General features: G+C 50.8%; 10 protein-coding genes. 6 read left to right on the top strand and 4 right to left on the bottom strand.

From position 1 onward, the window contains the following. Positions 1-2 precede the first annotated feature (2 nt). From nikC to nikE, 3 genes are read left to right on the top strand one after another with little or no spacing between them, the layout of a single operon-like run. Positions 3-857, top strand: coding sequence for a nickel ABC transporter permease subunit NikC (nikC, locus tag R5268_RS00645; protein ID WP_218455659.1), 855 nt, complete (start codon positions 3-5; stop codon positions 855-857). Continuing rightward, on the top strand, positions 848-1,642 hold the full coding sequence (gene nikD, locus R5268_RS00650; protein ID WP_107679190.1) for a nickel import ATP-binding protein NikD: 795 nt from the start codon (positions 848-850) through the stop codon (positions 1,640-1,642). Before nikC ends, nikD begins: the two co-directional genes overlap by 10 nt. Next, positions 1,639-2,442, top strand: coding sequence for a nickel import ATP-binding protein NikE (gene nikE, locus R5268_RS00655; protein WP_107679189.1), 804 nt, complete (start codon positions 1,639-1,641; stop codon positions 2,440-2,442). Before nikD ends, nikE begins: the two co-directional genes overlap by 4 nt. Positions 2,443-2,511: 69 nt before the next feature. Here the strand turns inward: nikE and R5268_RS00660 are convergent, their stop codons facing one another. After that, complete coding sequence (locus R5268_RS00660) at positions 2,512-3,444, bottom strand: VWA domain-containing protein (RefSeq protein ID WP_317418530.1); 933 nt, start codon at positions 3,442-3,444, stop codon at positions 2,512-2,514. 219 nt (positions 3,445-3,663) lie between these two features. Continuing rightward, on the bottom strand, positions 3,664-4,002 hold the full coding sequence (locus R5268_RS00665) for a helix-turn-helix domain-containing protein (protein WP_046894628.1): 339 nt from the start codon (positions 4,000-4,002) through the stop codon (positions 3,664-3,666). A 957-nt stretch (positions 4,003-4,959) separates the two neighbouring features. Here R5268_RS00665 and R5268_RS00670 point away from each other — a divergent pair. After that, the gene (locus R5268_RS00670) at positions 4,960-7,632 is read left to right on the top strand and encodes an autotransporter outer membrane beta-barrel domain-containing protein (protein WP_317418529.1); all 2,673 of its coding nucleotides are present in this window, start codon (positions 4,960-4,962) and stop codon (positions 7,630-7,632) included. Between the two features lie 76 nt (positions 7,633-7,708). Here R5268_RS00670 and R5268_RS00675 read toward each other — a convergent pair whose 3' ends face one another. Both R5268_RS00675 and R5268_RS00680 read right to left on the bottom strand, forming a co-directional pair. Next, positions 7,709-7,954, bottom strand: a complete 246-nt coding sequence (locus tag R5268_RS00675) for a DUF2543 family protein (RefSeq protein WP_046894627.1) — start codon at positions 7,952-7,954, stop codon at positions 7,709-7,711. Positions 7,955-8,161: 207 nt separating this feature from the next. Beyond that, the gene (locus tag R5268_RS00680) at positions 8,162-10,954 is read right to left on the bottom strand and encodes an autotransporter outer membrane beta-barrel domain-containing protein (protein ID WP_317418528.1); all 2,793 of its coding nucleotides are present in this window, start codon (positions 10,952-10,954) and stop codon (positions 8,162-8,164) included. 690 nt (positions 10,955-11,644) lie between these two features. On the opposite strand from R5268_RS00680, the gene R5268_RS00685 reads away from it, so the two are divergent. Next, on the top strand, positions 11,645-13,342 hold the full coding sequence (locus tag R5268_RS00685; RefSeq protein WP_317418527.1) for a ShlB/FhaC/HecB family hemolysin secretion/activation protein: 1,698 nt from the start codon (positions 11,645-11,647) through the stop codon (positions 13,340-13,342). Positions 13,343-13,387: 45 nt separating this feature from the next. After that, positions 13,388-21,361, top strand: a complete 7,974-nt coding sequence (locus R5268_RS00690; protein WP_317418526.1) for a hemagglutinin repeat-containing protein — start codon at positions 13,388-13,390, stop codon at positions 21,359-21,361. Positions 21,362-21,363 lie beyond the last annotated feature (2 nt).

Raw genomic sequence — 21,363 nt, forward strand, 5'->3', positions numbered from 1 at the left:
ATATGATACTGAAAGCCCCGTCCGCCGGGCGGACACTCAGCCGCAATCTTCTGCTGTGGTTTGCGCTGGCCGTGGTGGCGCTGCTGGTTCTCGCGATGATTGCCGGGCCGTGGATCTCTCCGCATGATCCGGATCTGGTGGAATTATCGAACCGGCTTCAGGTACCGGACAGCCAGTACTGGCTCGGTACCGACCATCTCGGGCGTGATATTTTTTCCCGTCTGATTGCCGGGGCGCGGATTTCTCTCGGAACCGTAGCAATCACGCTGGTGATTATTATGACGCTCGGGCTGGTGATCGGCGGTATTGCCGGGTTTACCGGCGGGCGGACGGATCAGATTATCATGCGGTTTACGGATGTATTTCTGACGTTCCCGACACTGGTTCTGGCGCTGTTTTTAATCGGGATACTCGGTACCGGGCTGACAAACGTGATTATTGCGATCGCACTTTCACACTGGGCATGGTATGCACGTATTGTCCGCGGAATTATTCTCTCACTGCGTCACCGGGAGTTTCTGCTGGCGGCACGTCTGAGCGGTGCCGGCAATGTGCGGATCTTTCTCCGGCATCTGTTCCCCGCCACCATTTCTCAGTTGATCGTACTGGCGACGCTGGATATCGGCCATATGATGCTGCATGTCTCCGGGTTGTCATTCCTCGGGCTGGGCGTGGCGGCACCGACCGCAGAGTGGGGCGTGATGATCAGTGATGCCCGTCAGTTTGTCTGGACATCACCGATGCTGATTTTCTGGCCGGGTTTAATTTTATTTTTCAGCGTGATGGCGTTTAACATCCTCGGGGATGCACTGCGCGATCGTCTGGACCCGACACTGAGGGCCGGAACATGTCATTAAATCATTCTGTACTGGATATCAGTCATTTATCGGCGGGTTATCTGCATAATAATCATGCGCATTTCCTTATTTCTGATCTGTCATTTTCCCTGCGGCGCGGCGAAGTACTGGCGCTGGTCGGGGCGAGCGGTTCCGGTAAATCGATGACCTGCTCTGCGGTACTGGATGTTCTGCCTCCGGGAGTGCAGAAAACACAAGGTACTATCCTGCTGGACGGGCAGGCGGTCACCGGTCAGGCTCTGCGCGGCAGGCAGGTTGCATCGATTATGCAGAATCCGCGCAGTGCGTTTAACCCTGTACGGACAATGCATCAGCATATTATTGAAACACTGAAAGCGACCCGGCAGCCGCTGCATGATATTGATAAACGCATCCGTGATGTGCTGGCGGAAGTGGAACTGGGGGACAGTGAGCATATTCTGAAACTCTATCCGTTTGAGATGAGCGGCGGCATGTTGCAGCGGATGATGATCGCGATTGCTATTCTCAGTGATGCACCGTTTCTGTTTGCCGATGAGCCGACCACCGATCTGGATCTGGTGGTGCAGATGAAAATCCTCGATTTGCTGGATCATGTTGTGGCTGACCGGCAGACCGGACTTTTGCTGATCACTCACGATATGGGCGTGGTGGCGCGTCTTGCCGATCAGGTGGCGGTGCTGTCAGACGGGAAAATTATTGAAACCGGATCGGCGGAGGATATTTTTGCCCGGCCGCGCTCGCCGGTGACCCGTAATCTTATTTCCGCGCACCTTTCACTGTATGGTCTGGAGCTTTCCGCATGACACTGATCTCTGTTGAACACCTGAGTAAAAGCTACCAAAGCCATTCACTGATGGGGGCGGGAAAACCGCGCTGTATTCTCGATGATATTTCCCTGACCCTGAATGAGGGCGAAACGGTTGCGCTTCTCGGGCGCAGCGGCTGCGGAAAAAGCACTCTGGCGCGCCAGATCTGCGGGCTGGAATATCCGGAAAAGGGAGATGTTTTCTACCGGGGGATGCCGGTACGTAAACTGGATAAAAAACAACGCCGGCAGTTCCGTTCGGAGATCCAGATGGTCTTTCAGGACCCGCCCGGTGCGGTTGATCCGCGGTTTACTCTGGAGCAGACCATTGCCGAACCGCTGAAACTGCTGACCTCACTGGATGAAACACAGCGCAAAGCCCGGATAGCGGAGTTGCTGGATATGGTGGAACTGCCGCTGTCAGTACTCGGTAAACTGCCGTCACAGATCAGCGGCGGGCAGTTACAGCGTATCTGCATTGCGCGGGCGCTGGCACCGGACCCGCGTCTGATTATCCTGGATGAGGCCGTGTCAAACCTGGATATTCATCTGCAGGCATCTCTGCTGACACTGCTCGGTCAGCTGCAGAAAACCCGGGGTATTGCCTATCTGTTTGTCACTCACGATTTGCGGCTGGTCAGCAAATTTGCGGCTCGGGTGGTGGTGATGGATGAGGGCAAAATTGCCGAAACCTCACCACAGGGCTGTATTGAACAGCTGCGCCATCCTGCATCACTGGCGCTGAAAAATGCAGTATTACCGCCGTTTCCGTCTTCCCGGAGACGTCAATCCGCCTGAAAATAGTACAGAAAAAAGCGCCGTGATATCAGCAGGGCGCTTTTACTCTCATTTTATGGTTTACGGCGCTCAGACTTTATCTGAACAACTGCATTTGGCGGCGGTTTCTTTGTGATGATGAGTATCTGTGCTGCAACAGGCATCAATAGCTTTGTTGATAATATCCGCCAGCTTATTGACGGTGGAAATAATAGAAGAGAGCTGTTCGCACACATCGCGGCAGTCCGCATGTGAATGGCCGTTATCCGGGATCACCGGCGGAGTCAGACTGTCACAGAGAATTTCCTGTAATACCAGCAGGAAGTTCGCAATACCGGTGGTGTAGATATAAGAGCGCCCGCCGGTCTGCTCTGCCAGCCGCTGATACTCCTTTGTCACTTTGTCTCTTTCCGCAACAGACGGGAAGCGGTCAAGGTTTTCCGGCCGGTCATCCGGCGTCCCCTGATAGGTATATACTTTAACGCCGTGGAGCTGCGCGACACTGATCGCTTCACTGTTTTTCATCACGGCGGCGTTAGTCAGTATTCCGCCGCCGCCCTCCATACCTTCATCACCGAGCACAAAAACTGCCCGCCGTGCGCCGGGACGCCAGTCGAAATATCTGCAGGCATCGATAACGGCACGGCACAGATCTTCTTTATTTCCCGCGTGGTCACGGCCGTCGGCTTCCGGAAACGGTTCCCGGGCCTGCAGATTTCCGGCGGGAGCGCCTTTGCTCATCAGATAATCACTTAGCGACTTATCAAACTTTGTCCCGGGCCAGGTATCCTGGATGCCCAGGAATGTAGCCCTGAGCTGAGACGGACAGCGGGCAGCCGCTTTTTCTATCGCCGCATCTATTTCCCGGCTGAGATCGGCAGACTCATCAGACATTGAACCGCTGGTGTCAATGATAACCACCAAATCCAGAGCAATATCACTGTTACCGCCCATGACGAACACTGACGGGTCAATACCGGCTGCCGGTGCCGGCAAATCCTGTGTGCTGAGATCCTGATTCATTGTGTTTCCTCTGTGGTTATTGCAGTGACAGACAGCGGAGAAATCGTCTCCGTGTGTTACAGGTGTGTGTTTTCTGTGCAATCTGTTGCGCAGAGGAGCAGTATCTTTTTATTTTTCAGTGATGTATTTCCTAAAAAATAAAAGAGTCAGGCTATTTATTGAGGGGATCATGGCCCCGGTGACAGTGGCATGGCCGGGGCAGAAAGGAGGAGGAGGTTTTTACAATAAAAAATCGAATCTGTTAATATTATTATTTAAAAACAATGAATTATCTATATCCAGTAATGTGTGAACAGTATCTGAGGAATCATATTGTTTCCTGAGTTCGTTCAGAAAAACGATCAGTGAAATATCCAGCGCTGTGAGTATCCGGAAAAGCAGGCTGACCGTCAGATTACCTTTACCCAGTTCATAGCGGGAGACCTGCTGCTGACTGATTTCAAGTGTAAAGCCTAATTTTTCACCGCTTATTTTTTTCAGCTTACGAAATCTGTACAGTACCTCCCCGATATTTTTATTGAGTAAATCTGAATCTATGCATTGATATTTCTGCACCATTTATCTCCGTAGATTAAATCTGTCATAGCAGGAATGGTTGTTATTCCCGATAAATAATTATCGGTTGTGTTTTTGGGTTTTATTTGTATGTCTGGTGTTTTTTCGAAAAAACTAATTTTGTATCGAATGATTAAAATTAAATAACACATGTTATTTTTTGATGCAAATATAATATCTGCATGTTTTGTTATTTTCATAAATTTACAAAATTGGTGTGTAGTTTAATCACTTTTATTTGATGTAGTGCAAAATATAAAGAATTACTCATGTTTTACCTATTTTTTTTGTTGAAATTTTTTATTCGATCAGATTTGCATCTTGTCTGGTAAGATATGTTAAGTAAATATAGATGCAAAAAACGCTATTTTATCTAAAAAATACGTATATTTTCAGTGTATTATGTTTTTCGTAATCATGGGATATAATCTTATTACTTATTATTTTACAGTGTGTTATATCGAAATTCGCATGATTTTAGTTGTTTTTTAGTGACATTATATAAGCGTTAAGATTGATACCGGAATTTGTTGTAAAAAATAACATTTATAACAAAATTATGTTTGATTTGGTTTCAATACATTAAATTTTGTGTAAATTGTAGTATTTTGGTTTTTTATTCCATTCTTAATCCAAATATAGATAAATAAAGAATAAACACGCCGTATTTTTTGTTACCAAGTAATGTTTACTTACATCTTTCATATTAATTCATTGAAATATCAATTGAAAATAATGAAAACAATTCATTAACATAAATATCATTAACTCGTCTTATGTGTATGCGTGGTTGTAATGATATATAAATACACGTAATGTTACTCGTATATATAACCTGAATAACGTCCGATAATAATATAAATCTGCTGACTTTATATATTTATAAAGTTACGGGTGTTTTTTAAATTTATTTTTATATTTATATCCTGCTTTTATTGTTACGCCGGGAGGCTTTCCCCTATGAAAAAATATAAATCTGTAAAAAGATTCGCGTTACCGGTATCTATTATACTGGGGTCGGGATTATATTCCCTTCCCGGAATGGCAGATCCCTGCACATCGGTTACAGACGGAGACGGACAAAAACACCTGACCTGTAACTCAACCATCTATTATTACAGTGCCGGTGAGCACGGCGGAACCCCTTTATCCGATTATGCGAGTGTGACCATCAATACCACGCAGGACGCGTCAACCTCTCCACTCCAGGGCTGGGCGGTTTACGGGAACAGCAGCACCTATAATTTTAATGAACTGAATATTGAGACCAGCGGCGCCAAAGCTGACGGTATTGTGACAAAAAACGGTGCCAGTAAAATCAATATTGATAAATTAACCATTAAAACCACCGGGTCCTCTGCGGATGGCCTGAACGTTGGCAAGGAAAGCAACGGCACAATTATTACGGTGGGTGATGATGCGTATATTGATGCATTCGGAATGGGAGTGCGTGCTAACTCATCAACCACGGGAACAAACGAAAACCTGATCACGCTCGGGAAAAATGCGGTTATTATTTCCCATGAAGCGGGCAGTAATCTGGAATTTCTGGGTCGGGAATTAGGAACCGGTTATGCGGTTTATGCCGGGAATACCAATTCCGCGGCAACCGGCGATGCCCGGGTGGTGATCGGTGATAACAGCACTATTGTGGCAAACGGCAGCTCAGCGCATGCGGTGTATGCCAACAAGAGCGGTATTATCGAACTGGGTTCAACGAATATCCGCGCCGAAGGTACGACGGCACACGGTGTTTATGCCGAAGCCGGATCGAAAAAGGTCGGTGGTGCAACAGTCACTGCGGGCAGTCAGGTGTATCTCGGCGGTGATACCACCATTAATGTGGTCAGTGATGGCCGGAAATTTGCCCTGTATGCCAAAGGGGCGGATTCACAGATCTCCTCTTCTGATCGCCTGTCCGGTGACAGCATCCGCAGCGTATTCACCGTTGACGGTGATATAAAAGCAGAGACAAAAGGAATTATTGATCTGCAAATGGCGGATAACAGCCGGTTTACCGGCAGTACCAACTCACTGGAATACAATGCGGCAGGTGCACCGAATACGACCACAAACGGTACCATTAACCTGGATATTGCCGGTGCAAACAGTATCTGGAATATGACGGCTGATTCTGTGCTGTCAAACCTGACACTGACCGGCGCAACACTCCGTTTTAACTCTCCGGACGATCTGACCGATCCGGATGCCTTTGTACCGAAAACACTCACCGTGGCTGGTGATTACACTGGTAACGGCGGGCACTTAATCCTCAATACCGTATTGAATGATGATAATTCACCGACGGATAAATTACTGATCAAAGGTAATTCTGCCGGAACCACGACGGTCGGTTTTGTGAATATCGGCGGGCAGGGCACACTGACCACACTCAACGGTATTGAAGTCATCACCGTTGACGGTGTTTCTGATGGTACCTTTACTCAGAACGGGCGGATTGTTGCCGGGGCGTATGATTATTATCTGGGACGCGGTAAAAACGGCAATGAGAAAAACTGGTATCTGACATCAGACTACAGCCCGGTGACTCCGGGTCCTGATCCGGAACCAGAGCCGGAACCGGAACCGGAACCGAAGCCAAAACCGGAGCCGGAGCCAGAGCCAAAACCGGAGCCGGAGCCAAAACCGATAGTCCGTCCGGAAGCAGGGGGATATATCAATAACCTGTATATGGCAAATAACCTGTTTAATGTGCGTCTGCATGATCGCCTCGGGGAAACTCAATATACCGATGTACTGACCGGTGAGCGCAAGGTGACCAGTCTGTGGCTGCGGAATGTGGCCGGACATTCAGTGGTGAAAAGCGGTAATGGTCAGTTAAGAACCGGGACAAATCGTTATGTGGTGCAGCTGGGCGGGGATATCGCGCAGTGGTCTGATAATGATCTTAACCGCTACCATATCGGGTTAATGGCAGGTTACGGCCGCATCAGCGGCAAGACCACAAACCATATTACAAATACCCGGGCCAGCTCTCACGCAGATGGTTACAGTGCAGGGATCTACGGCACCTATTACGCTAATGAGGCGGATAAAACCGGTCTGTATGTTGACAGCTGGGTGCAATATAACTGGTTTAAAAACCGGGTTGACGGGGATGAATTACCGGAAGAGAAATATAACTCTGACGGTATCACGTTGTCTGCTGAAGCCGGGTACAGCTTCCTGATCAATGAAACACAGGGCAGTGAGGGCAGTATTAACCGCTGGTATATTCAGCCGAAAGCACAGGTGACTTATATGGGTGTGAAAATGGATACACACACAGAAAGGAGCGGTACCCGCGTATCGGCAACCGGTGAAGGGAATATCCAGACCCGTCTCGGGGTGAAAGTGTACGGTCTGGGACAGGCATTGCAGGATAAAGAAAACGATCGTCACTTCCAGCCGTTTGCTGAGATTAACTGGCTGAATAACAGTAAGATGACCGGTGTTTCCATGAACGGTGAGCACGTCAGTCAGTCCGGTACCCGCAATATTGGTGAAATCAAAGTGGGGATTGAGGGACAACTGACCCGCAATGCGGATATCTGGTTTAATGTGGCACAGCAGGCTGGCAGTGATAACTACTCGGATACACAGGGTATGTTAGGTCTGAAATATCGCTTTTAACTGTAAATAAGATTTCCGGCCGTGATAACAGCGATTCTGTTATCACGGCTTTTTTGTGTCCGGCGGCAACAGAGATTTAATCGTTACCCCAGCGGTTAAGAAACTCTGCGATATCATCGATCCGCTGTTTATTGATACCGGCTTCAGCCGCCATCTTTTTCTGAGCATCCTCACTGATTTCTTCGCCGTTCGTCAGACAGGTGATCAGCAGCTGGAAATAGTGCGCCAGTCCGTCGTACTCCTGCTCTTCAACCGGCTCTTCCGATTCCAGCGCATACTCATCCGCGATGTCATAGTATTTATCAGGTACTATATTTTCCATAAATCCCTCCGGGGCTAACGCCGGTGTCAGTGGTTGGTATTGTCCCATTGTATCTGATCCGGCTTCTTTTTCGCACCAGGCCCGGTGTCCGATCGCTGAATAAAACAGCGTCTCTGTTTTTATGTCCGGATTCAGACATAAAAAAAGACCCCCGATCATTATCGGGGGTCTTGTCACAGAGCCGGTTTTGCTATTTCCGCTGTATTATCAGAAGCTGTAACGGATACCCAGGTTGCCGCTGTAAGGTGTTTCCACATGGCTGCCTTTGGCATAGTTGAACTCTGCATAGGCTGACCACTGATTATTCATCTGCGCCGTCAGACCCACACCGTACTTACCGACGGTTCCGGACATATCGTTGCTGAATGATTCGGTGTCATTAATCACCACGCCGTTGTTCTTTTTAAACTCGTGGCTGACTGCCAGACGGGCGTAAGGTTTAATCAGTCCGCCGTTTTCAGTGATAAACGTTTTACCGAATGTGGTACCGATTTCACCTTTCACAGATTCAGCAGCATCAGCTTTCACTTTCATATCGCTGCTGAAACGGTAGTCCGTTTTTTCGCCGCGGAAGTAAGATCCCAGTACATAAGGCTCGATAAAGTAACTGCCCGCGGTGATGTGTTTACCACCTTCCACAGAGAAACCGATGCCGTTGGTGTTATCTTTGGCAGTGGTTTTGCCGTCATTAAACTGCGCGCTGTTTTTGGTTCTGAAATGGTTGGCTTTCAGCACGCCGTCCACATAGTAGCCGCTGTTGTGCATCCAGGTGGTGTAAACACCAAGACCTAAGCTGTCCACTTTACCGTCACTGGTGCGGGCATCCAGTTCAGAATGTGTGTAGGAGAACATTCCCCCGATCAGCAGGCGGCTGTTATCCAGCACAATCGCGTGGTCACTGCCCAGCATCAGTCCGTTCATATCCTGGGTGTAACCGACATTGCCGGTTGAGATACGGTTACGGCTGCCGATATATTTACCCCACACACCATCCTGCGCAGTCTGGTTATCACGCAGATCACCCAGGCGGGTTCTCAGTGTGGATAATTCGCTGTTCCAGATAGTTGGCGTTACGTTTGCCATTGCGATGGCGTTTTTACCGCTTTCGGAGATTTCAGGCTCCGGTTCCGGTTTTGGTTCCGGATCAGGACCCGGGTCCGGATTTGGTGCCGGTTCATTTGCTTTCGGCGATAAATACCAGTTATCACTGTCCTGCTCATCACCCTGTACCAGGTAATATTTATAAGCACCGAGGTCAACACTGCCGTTCACCAGCGCAAAACTGTTGCTGTCACTGCCGTTAGCAAAAATCAGATGGTGCGGATTCACACCGCCGCGGCTTTTCAGCTCCTGACCGGAATCCATCACTCTGACATTAAACTCACCGCTGATACTGTTGCTGATATTCAGGAAATCACCGGTACCACCGTTAATATTGGTGTTCATGACAAAGGTGCCGGAACCGGTCAGATCTGAAATCTGCAAGCGGCTGTATTTACCCGCATCACTGCCGTCGCTGCTGCCGAATACCACGGTTCCGTTGCTGGTCAGTTTTTCAATGGTCGCTTCGGATTCACTGGTGGTGTCATTATGCTTCAGATACAGGAACGCATTATCACCGGCCAGATTAAGGCGGGTAACATACGCGCCTTTCGCATCCAGTGCACCGGTCCAGCTGTGAAGGCTGCCGCCCTCCATGGTTACTGAACCGTTATTCACATTCAGGTCACCGGTGGAATATGCACCATAGGCAATAAAGGATGAACCGCCATTTTCAACGGTGGTATCCTGAATATGACCAAATTCCCTGACCAGTTGTGTGCCGCCGTTAATCAGCGTACCAACCGCATCGGCATAGTATTCAACAATCTGCTGACCGCCCTGATGGATCACAGACCCGGTGGCAACCTGATCTTTGCCAATCCATCCGTCCCGTTCAACCCACTGTCCGCCGGTCCAGCCGCCTTTTTTACCGCTGACAATCTGCTGTCCGTAAACCTGAGTATCAATGGCTTCACCGCTCTGAATACGCTGCACACCGCCTTCATAAATAATGGCATTCTTTGCTGTCTGCTCATCAATCCGGAAAGTATCATCGGATGTCCATTCGCCATTCAGCCATTCACCGTCGACACCGGTAATAATCTGAGTACCATAAACACGGGTATCTTCCGTATTACCGTGGGTAACAAATTGCAATGCGCCGTGGTTAATTGTTGTATTGCTGTCGGTCACTCCGTCCTTTCCGGCATAGATCTGCTGAACTGCGCCGTTATACAACACGGTATCTATCGTGTTACCGCTGCTCATCTGATAGCTGCCGCCACCGATATGGCTGTTGGTTGCGGTGCCGCCATAGATAATATGCTGCCCGCCATTGACGACGATGACATCTTTGGTATTTGAGGTACTGGTAACGGATTGTTCCAGATAACCGCCGTCGATTAAAATTGCCTGTGCATAACCCCGCGTACCGACTACCATTCTTCCGCCGGTATTTACCGTGGTGTTATATGCCTTAGCATCATTGCCCAGGCTCAGGCTTCCGTTATTTTCAACAATTGTGTTATACGCTACGGAATCTTCCATCATCGACATAAAGCCGCGGTATATTTTGGAAGGATCAGACGGATTAGCAATTCCGCCTTTGACAATATTTCCGATAGCAACACTACCGCTTCTGAATGTAGTCTGGAAGGAATCGATCGTATTATTCAGGCTGTAAGAATTATTCTCAACATAAAGAAATTGCTCGGGAAACCAGGTCCGGGTTAATGTCTGACCATTAATATATTGGTTACCGGTGATAATAGATTGGTATTTATTGTCCCATTTATCTTTTGCGATTGGCCAGCCGTCGGTTGCACTGCTGAGAATCGTATTGATATCAGGGGTTTCAGCCTCTGACTGAAAAGGTGGTGGTGGTTCCGGTGTATCCGTGGCATAAACGCTGAAAGAAGCGGAAAACAGTGCAATCAGCACTGAATTATTAAATGTCATATCCAAGTCCTGGCTATAAAAGTGAATTAAAATTATTTATCAGATTTAATGTAGTGTTGCGGGCTATATAAAAATCGTCCGGAAATAAAACGGAATAATGTTTTTTAATTGACAGTAAAATAATGAGGAACCCGGGAAAATACCGTCTTCCGGTGATATATCGGATATATAGCCCGCTGATAAAAAATATCACGCAGAGGGTAACGTCTCTACTCACCCCTGTTGTAATGAGGGGTTAATATGTAACAATTTAAGAATAGTAAGGAAATAATCTGAGGGTATAAGAAATATTAAATTATTTAACCACGAAATATACCTGAAGACTGATAGCAGAGCTTTGTTATTGAAAGTGCCGGGTTGTGGTATAAGTACCCCGGTGCGCAGATATCAGCTGAAACACAAATGTACGGATTAACCGTGTCGGCGGGATATATATATCCATCAGTTAATTTTCTGATTTCACTGAATTAATATATAAGTATTAGTGACGTATTCTGTCATTTTCCTGTTTACACTGAATATGACTGTAAAATGTCCAGATGTTCATATTGGCGATATATTATCTTTTTTTAACTATTTGTGCGTATTTTCACTTTCCCGCATCCGGTTTCCTCCGGTAAAATTTCACTTAGTGCAATACCGCATCCGCTTTCCGGCAATACTCCGCGCCGTTATTTAATTATGAATAATATGAAAAACAGAGTGACCAACCGCATCTTACCCGGCGCGGTGCTTATTTTTGTGACCGGTTCTGCTTTCAGTGCACCCGGTGATCAGCAGTTTATCCATCAGCAACAGCAGCAGGATGCCCTGGAAGAAAAATTTGGTGCAAAGGCGCCGGATGTTCGTCTGGCAGCACCCGCAGCCCCGGCCGGTAAGCTTGCATTTCCGCAGGAAACACCCTGCTTTGATATTCAGCAGGTGACGGTCAGCGGGACGGAATCCCTGCCGCACTGGCTGCCGTTACAGCGTCTGGCAAATGAGGGCGCGGGACAGTGCCTCGGTGTGCAGGGCATTAATCTGCTGATGTCTGATATACAGAACCGCCTGATCAGCCACGGCTGGGTCACCACCCGGGTGCTGGCGCCGCAGCAGGATCTGACACAGGGGAAGTTGTCGCTGGTTGTGGTTCCGGGCCGTGTGCGCCAGGTGCGCTTCACGGATGATTCAGATAAGTACGCCACTCTTTACACCGCCATGCCTGCCCGCGAAGGCAACATGCTTGATTTGCGGGACATCGAGCAGGGGCTGGAAAACTTACAGCGTCTGCCGACCGTGGAAGCCTCAATGGAGCTGGTGCCCGGTGATGAACCCGGTGAAAGTGATATCGTTATCACCCGCAAACAGAAAAAAATGTGGCGGCTCAATGCCTGGGCGGACAACTCCGGCACGGACAGTACCGGGAAAAATCAGGGCGGGCTGATGTTCGCGCTGGATAATCCGCTTTCCCTCAGTGACCTGTTTTATGTGACCGCTACCCGTGACCTGCTGTTTACCGGCGGGAAAGAATCCGCCAACTACAGTGCCCACTATTCAGTGCCGCTCGGTTACTGGCAGTTTGCCCTGACCGGCAGCAAATACGATTACGTGCAGACCGTGGCACTGCTCAACGGCGACGCGCGTTACAAAGGCCGCAGTGAAACCCTCAATGCGCAGCTCAGTAATGTGCTGTACCGCGACGCGACGGCCAAAACCACGCTGAACTACGGCGTGAATCTCCGCCAGACCCGTAACTATATTCAGGAAACTGAAATTGAGAACCAGAAACGCCGCACCAGCACCTGGAAAATCGGACTGGATCACCGGCAGTACATCGGGACATCGGTTCTGGATGCGGGTGTCAGTTATCAGCGCGGTACCCGCTGGTTCGGCGCGATGCCGGCCTGGGAGGAGTACCGTCCCGCCGGCAGTGACGATTACGCCACGGCGCTCTCCCGTATCTTACAGTTCTCCGCCTCTCTGACTGTACCCTTTGCACTGGGTGAACAGCAGTTTCAGTATCAGGGCGAATACCTGCGCCAGTTGAGCGGTACTCCGCTGACCCCGCAGGATCAGTTCTCTATCGGTAACCGCTGGAGTGTCCGTGGTTTTGACGGCGAACGGACGCTGAGCAGTGATGACGGCTGGTATTTCCGCAACACCCTCTCCTGGAACACGCCGCTGCCGCAGCAGCAACTGTATATCGGTGCGGATTACGGCCGTGTCAACGGGCATAACCGCGACTGGCTGATCGGCCGGACACTTGCGGGTGGTGTGCTCGGCCTGCGCGGAGCGTTGAGCCCGGCCGGGCTTTCGTATGATTTTTCTGTCGGTACACCATTTTCGAAACCGGACGGCTTCAAAACTGACAATGCTGTCTTCAATTTTAATGTGAGCTGGCAGTACTGATGCCTGCTGTACGGATGATTACCCGATTTTCAGGGAACTGAGATTATGAACAAACACTGTTACCGGATTATTTTTAACAAAGCCCGTCAGATGATGATGGTGGTATCCGAACTGGCAAAAAACCACAGCAGCGACAAATCCCGCACACAGAGCGGTGCCGGTATCACCCCGCTGACGGCGGTGATTTCCCCGCTGCGGCTCAGTATCATGCTGCTGCTCGGCTGGATTGCCCTGCCGGTGACGGCGGGCGGCATTGTGGCGGACGGCTCCGCTCCCGGTAACCAGCAGCCGACCGTGATCTCCTCCGCCAACGGTACGCCGCAGGTTAATATTCAGGCGCCGAACAGCGATGGTGTCTCCCGTAACCAGTACAGTCAGTTTGATGTGGACAGCAAAGGCGCGATCCTCAACAACAGTGCGGTCAACACGCAGACACAGCTGGGCGGGCTGGTCACCGCCAATCCGTGGGTGGCCAAAGGTGAGGCGAACATTATCCTCAATGAGGTCAACAGCGCTAATCCGAGTCAGCTTAACGGCTTTGTCGAAGTAGCCGGGAAACGGGCGGATGTGATCATCGCCAACCCGGCGGGGATCACCTGTAACGGCTGTGGTTTTATCAATGCCGGACAGACCACCATGGCTGCTGCACAAGCTTTACTGGAACAGGGACGGATCAAAGGCTTTGATGTCGATAAAGGGCAGATTGCTGTCACCGGCAAGGGCATGAATGATACGCAGAGCAACTATACCCGGCTGATAGGCCGTGCGGTGGAAGTGAATGCCAAACTGCATGCACAGGATCTGACCATCACCACCGGGCGCAACATCACGGATGCGCAGGGTAATGTGGTGACACAAAAAGCGGCTGACGGCACCACTCCGGCTTTTGCGCTGGATGTGGCGGCGGTCGGCGGTATGTATGGCAATAAAATTAAACTGGTCGGCACCGAACACGGCGTCGGTGTGCGCAATGCGGGCACTATCGGGGCGCAGGCCGGTGAACTGAGTCTGTCCGCTGACGGCAAATTACAGAACAGCGGTATTATTACCGCAGCAACGGATGTGAAAGCGACACTGACTGACAATATCACCAATACCGGTACAGTCAGTGCCGGGCGGGATATTCAGCTTAACACCGCCGGGGATACGGATAACCAAAAACAGATCCTGGCGGGACGCCATATCACCGCTGACAGTCAGGCACTGAATAATGCCGCAGGTGCCGTGATGGCAGCCGGTGCGGATAAAGACGGGCGGCTGACACAGACCGGCGATATGACCCTGACCGCCGCGAAAGGTGCCACCCTTAACGGACAGCAACTGGCGCATGACCGCATGGCGGTCACCGCAGCCGATATCTCGCTGGAAAACAGCCGCACGGCAGCGAAAGAGATGGCGCTGACCTCCGCCTCCGGACTGAACCTGAAAAACGCGGACGTTTCCGCCTCCGGCACGCTGACCGCAGTTGCGCCGGACGGTATTGATAACCGCAGCGGCAAACTGACCGCCGGTGCGCTGCAACTGACCGCCCGCAAACTGGATAACACACAGGGGCAGATAATCCAGACCGGTACAGATGATCTGACACTGAACCACAAAGACGGGATCATCAATAAAGACGGCACGATCGCCGGCAACAGCAACAACATCACACTGAATGCAGACAGAACCGATAACCAAAAAGGCCGCATTCAGCATGCCGGAACCGGCACAGTCAGCATCACCACGCCGGACTTCACCGGACAAAACGGTGTGATTGTCTCCAACGGTCATCTGATGATGAAAGGCGGAAACTATCAACTGGACAACAGCGAAACCACAGCCCGCACGATCACCGGGGAGATGAACACGCTGTCTCACCGTGACGGTAAAATGGTGCAGCGTGACAGCGGTGCACTGACACTGGCGGTACAGCACGCCCTTGATAACACACAGGGGGTGATTGCCGGGCAGCATCTGACCCTCAGTGCAGAAACACTGGGCAACCAGCGCGGAAAACTTCAGGGCAGCGCTGAGGCACAACTGACCGTCACCGGAAAAACGGATAACCGCGACGGGGAACTGCGCGGCGGCAAACAGCTTACACTCTCCGCCCGTGAACTGGATAACACGCGGGGCACGGTTGCCGGACATGAAAACGCGGCGCTGACCACCGGCACGCTCACCAACACCGGCGGCACACTGATTGCCGGTCAGAACCTGACAGTCACCAGCGGAAGCCTCAGCGGGGACGGCGATGTGTTATCGGCGGGGGATATGTCACTGACCCTGAATGACGCGTTCACCAACCGGAAAAAAGTACAGGCCAACGGCAGCCTGACCATGATTGTGAAAAACGGTGTGCAGAATGAGGCACTGATTCAGGGCGGCAATGCGGTCACGATTAAAACTTCAGATCTGACCAATAGCCGCGATGCCGAAATCAGTGCGGACAACACCACGCTGACAGTACAGAACACCCTCACCAATACCGGACTGATCGACGGTGTGAATACCCGCATCAGCACCAACACGCTGGACAATACCGCCACCGGGCGGATCTACGGTGACGATATCGCGCTTCAGGCTGATACCCTCAATAACTCCGCAGCCGCAGATAAATCCAGCTCGGCGGTGATTGCCGCCCGCAACAGCCTGAATATCGGCACCAAAACGCTGAACAACACCGGACAGAGCCTGATTTACAGCCAGGGACTGCTTAGTATCGGTCGTACACTGGATGCGGACTACCGCGCCACCGGCAGTGCTGACCAGTTTAATAACCTCGGCTCCACTCTGGAATCGCAGGGGAATATGACGCTGAATATCCGGGAAATCAATAATATCAATACCAACCTGGTGACAGATATTGCTGAAATTGGCCGCAGTCAAATTCATGAAGGTGTGCTGAAAGGCCATACCCGGCGCTTTAACTGGAAAGATATTGACCGGCGGGAAAAGAACAAGTACGGCGTGCATACCGCGAAGATGCCGGATGGTACTTCAGGTGATGAATTCTATGAATATGACTATGAAAGAGTGATTCAGGAAACCTACGTGGTCGCCACTGAACCGGGAGTGATCCAGTCCGGCGCGGATCTGACCATTAATAGCGATACATTACTGAACAAAGATAGTCGTGTCCTGGCGGGCGGACTGCTGACAACCACGATTGGTGATTTGCAGAATATTGCCACCAAAGGGGTGCATATTGTCACGGATCGCGGCTGGCAGGTGCGCTGGTATGCGAAGAAAAAGAAACGAAAAATCGGCGGTACTAAAACCTCCCAGGGGACTGACGGCGGGCTTTACCGCCCGGCACCGGAGATCACCGATACCGACCTCGGTGTGCATAAATGGGAAATGAATGCACAGACTGACATTCAGGCGGTGGATACCTCCGGGCGCACAGCTCCGGTGATTATTGATGTACCGGTCACGGCGGAAACCGGCGGCACCACAGCAGACACCGTGATCCGCACCGGTAATGACACGATAACGCTGCCGAACAACAGCCTGTTTACGGTCAGACCGGGCAGTGACAGTCAGTATCTGGTGGAAACTGACCCGCGCTTTACCAACCGCAAAAAATGGCTGGGCACTGATTATATGCAGCAGTCGCTGCTCAGTGATCACAGTCAGATGCACAAACGCCTCGGTGACGGTTATTACGAGCAGAAGCTTATCACGGACCAGATAGTGCAACTCTCCGGGCAGCGTTATCTCGGCAATTACCGCAACGACGAAGAACAATTCAAAGCGCTGATGGATAACGGCATCATCTTCGGCAAAAAATATAACCTGACCCCGGGCGTGGCGCTGACCGCAGAGCAGATGGCGCTGCTGACCGGCGACATGGTGTGGCTGGTTGAGAAAACCATCACCCTGGCGGACGGCAGCACCGAGAAAGTCCTCGTGCCGCAGGTCTATGCCCGTGTGAAACCGGGGGATTTAACCGGCGACGGCGCACTGCTGGCCGGTAAAAGCACACAATTTACCGTGAACGGACAACTGGTTAACAGCGGCTCTATCCTCAGTAAAGACGCACTGACCATCAATGCAGGGGACATTCTCAATCAGGGGGCGGTCAGCGGTAATGATGTGCTGCTTAATGCACAGCGTGACCTGAATAACCTCGGCGGTACACTCATTGGCGGCGATTCCCTGACGGTGAATGCGGAGAACATCCGCAGTGAAACCACCCTGGCAGGGGATGCGGATAACCGTCATCTCAACCGTATCGCGGGCATTTATGTGCAGGGGGATAACGGTAAACTCACCCTGAACGCGAAAGACTCGGTCACACTGACGGCAACAGATATTGCCGCCACAGGCAAAGACAGCAAAACCACCATTACCGCAGGGAATGACATCACGCTGGGCACCGTCACCACCACCCGGACTGAAAACGGTGACTGGGGTAACGATAATTATCGTCACCTCACAACGCAGACGGATACCGGCTCACAACTGCACGGCGGGGATATCACCCTGAACGCCGGACGGGATATGAACGCCACCGCCGCAACGGTTGATGCCAAAAATGCCCTGACGGTCAGTGCCGGGCGCGATATTACCATTCAGTCCGGCAAAGACGTTTCTGACCTGACTGAGCACAGTAAACAGACCAGTAAAGGTCTGCTTTCCGCCTCATCACTGGAAACCCACGACGAAGTACACCGTACCGATGCGGTCAGCAGCCAGTTCGGCGGCGATACCGTCACCCTGAAAGCCGGTAATAACCTCACCGTTGAGGGCAGTCAGGTGATTGCGGATAACGACCTGACCGCCACGGCCGGGAAAAATATCACGGTCACCACCACGGATGAAGCCCGAGAGGAAACACATCTGCGCGAGGAGAAAAAATCCGGCCTGATGAGTTCCGGCGGTATCGGTTTTACCGTCGGTAAACAGGAAATGAAACAGACTACTGACAGCGACAGCCGTTTCGGCAAAGGCAGCACACTCGGCAGCACCGAAGGGAATGTCAGCCTGACCGCCGGGGAGAATCTCACCATTCACGGCAGTGATGTGGTGGCGGAAAAAGATATCCGTCTCTCCGGACAATCCGTTGCGGTCACCGCCGCTGAAAACACGCACACCGAACTGACAAAAACCGAGCAGAAGCAGAGCGGATTTACGCTGGCGCTGAGCGGTGCCGCAGGCGGGGCGCTGAATACCGCTGTGCAGACGGCTGATGACGCGAAGGAAACCGAAAACGGCCGCGTAAAAGCGCTGCAGAATATCAAGGCGGGACTATCCGGCGCCCAGGCGCTGGAAGCCGGTCGTCTGGCCGATGTTCAGGGGGATACAGGCTCCGCCTTTGGTGTGAATCTGTCATACGGCAGCAGTTTCTCATCGTCCGAAACGGCCACCCGGCAGACCACCGCACAGGGCAGCAGTGTCAGTGCGGGAAATAATCTGACCATTAATGCCACCGGAAAAACGTCGGACAGCGGTAATATCGCCGTCACCGGCAGTGAGTTACAGGCGGGCGGCAATCTCACCCTGAATGCAGAGAATGATATCGCCCTGACTTCGGCGCAGAACACGCAGACCGTGGACGGCAAAAATAGCAGCAAAGGCGGCTCGGTGGGAGTGGGTATCACCTTTGGTTCGGGCGGTACCGGTCTGAATGTTAACGCCAGCGTGAATAAGGGCAAAGGGTTCGAGAAAGGCAACAGTCAGTTTGCCACCGATACCACGGTGAACGCGGGCAAAACCCTGACGATTAACAGCGGCAACGACACCACGCTGAAAGGCGCACAGGCACAGGGTGAAAAAGTTATCGTCAATACCGGCGGCAACCTGACCCTGCAGAGTGAGCAGGCGGTTGATAACTACGACGCGAAACAAACCAGTCTCAGTGCCGGGGGAAGCATCGGTCTGAGCAGCGGTTCACTGAATATCTCAGCAAACCGCGATAAGATGCACAGTGAATACGAATCAGTACAGAACCAGACGGGTATTTATGCCGGAAAAGAGGGCTTTGAGGTTACTGTCGGCAAACACACGCAGCTTGACGGTGCGGTAATTGCATCGACGGCAGATAAAGACAAAAACACCCTCGACACCGGCACGCTGGGCTTTAACAATCTGGAAAACAAAGCGGAATATCAGGTGGAGCACCAGGGCGGCAGTCTGAGCTCCGGCGGCGCTGTCGGCGGTAACCTGGTATCCAACCTCGGCAGTGCGCTGGCTGTGGCGGATAACAAAAAAGAGAGCAGCAGCAACACCACCCATGCGGCGGTCTCAGACGGTAAATGGATAATCCGCGACACGGAAAACCAGAAACAGGACGTGGCAGACCTGAGCCGCGATACGGACAGCGCCCACTCAGTCCTTAATCAGATATTTGATAAAGAGAAAGAGCAGAACCGGGTGAAAGAGCAGCAACTGCTCGGTGAGATAGGTGTTCAGGTGATAGATATTGCCCGGACTGAGGCAAAAATCAAAGCCACAGAAAAAGCGAAGGAAAGCTTTGATATCAGAAAGTACAGTAAGGATGATATCGATAACGCCAGAGCGGCACTGACGGCAGACGGTCAAGAAACTGACGATGAAGCGATCAGTGCACTGTTATTTAACAAAGAGGTTGAGAAAAACTTAGCGGAATCGGGCTTCGGCACCGGCGGCAAGTACACCCGCGCCATGCAGGCTGCCACCGCAGCGGTACAGGGTCTGATGAACGGTGACCTGAATGCGGCACTGGCCAACGGCGCGGCCCCGTTTATTGCCAATGAAGTCAAAAACCTGATCCCGGATGATGACGCCGACGCCAATCTGAAACGTACTATCGCCCACGGTATCGCCAACGCAGCGCTGGCTCTGGCCAAAGGTGAAAATGCCGCCGCACAGGCTACCGGTGCTATGACCGGCGAAGCCATCGGCATTCTGGCCGAATCGGTCTACAAAAAACAGCCGGGCGAACTGACCGAACAGGAAAAAGAGAATGTCAGCGCCTGGGCTACGCTGGCATCCGGTCTTGCCGGTGGTTTGGTCGGTGGTGATACGCAGAGTGCGGCTAATTCGGCGCAGGCCGGGAAAACAACTGTTGAAAATAACTCCTTGGTTATGCTGGTTCCTGATATTGATAGCTACTCAGAGGATTTTAAAAACTCAAATGACCCGTTATATAAATTAACCGATGCATATGTTCATGAGCTTGAAATAAGGGCAGAATCAGGTGACCAAGGGGCAATAATAGAGCTGCAACAACGAGAAATTGCCGAAGAGAATGCAAAAACAGCGGTTGTTTTGTATGCAACTGTTGTCGGTGGCTACTATACGGCAACTGCTGCGCCTGAAATCATCGCTGCTGCAAAAGCAGGTGCAATTACCTGTGCGGAAAATCCGGTCTTATGTGCAAACCAGGTGGGAGCCTGGATTATTGAAATGCTGGGAGCTGATGCGGCACCTGCAGGAATAGCGATAACCGGAAGTACAGCTACAGCGAAACTTACTGTTAATCAATTATCCGAATTGTCCGCATTAAAGAGTATGCAGCAGCAGGGCGGTAAAGTTTCGCCTGAAATGGTCAGCAAATCACTATCATCAAAATCACCTTCTAACCCAGCCTCACAGTCATCCAGCGGTGCATGGAAACAAAGTGATTCGAAAATTAATGCAGGCGAGTATCAAATTTCAAATGGATCTCCTAATGCGATAGATAAAGGTAATTTAGCTAATCCGATCACTCAGTCCCGTATAAATGTCCAAAATGGTGATTCAAAAGCTGGCTGGGAGCATGTTATCAAACGTCATTTTTCTGGAAATTCAAATGCTAGCCAATTTACAATTAGTGAATCCGAACTTAAATCATTGTTACAAAATCCAGAGGTAGTAAAGATACCGATAAGTAAGACTCAAACATCATTGAATAAAGCAACAGGTAAGGAAGAAATATTATATCAACGAACAATCATTTTAGATAAACAAATTGGAATTGATAAATTTAGTAATGGTCCTACGAATAAAATGACTATCCTTACTGATAAGCACGGAAATTTAGTTACAGCAACTCCTGGAGTTATAAATTAAAC

Origin of the sequence: Morganella sp. BCCO 40_0007, assembly GCF_032989665.1 — a bacterium.
GTDB classification, from domain to species: Bacteria; Pseudomonadota; Gammaproteobacteria; order Enterobacterales; family Enterobacteriaceae; genus Morganella; species Morganella sibonii.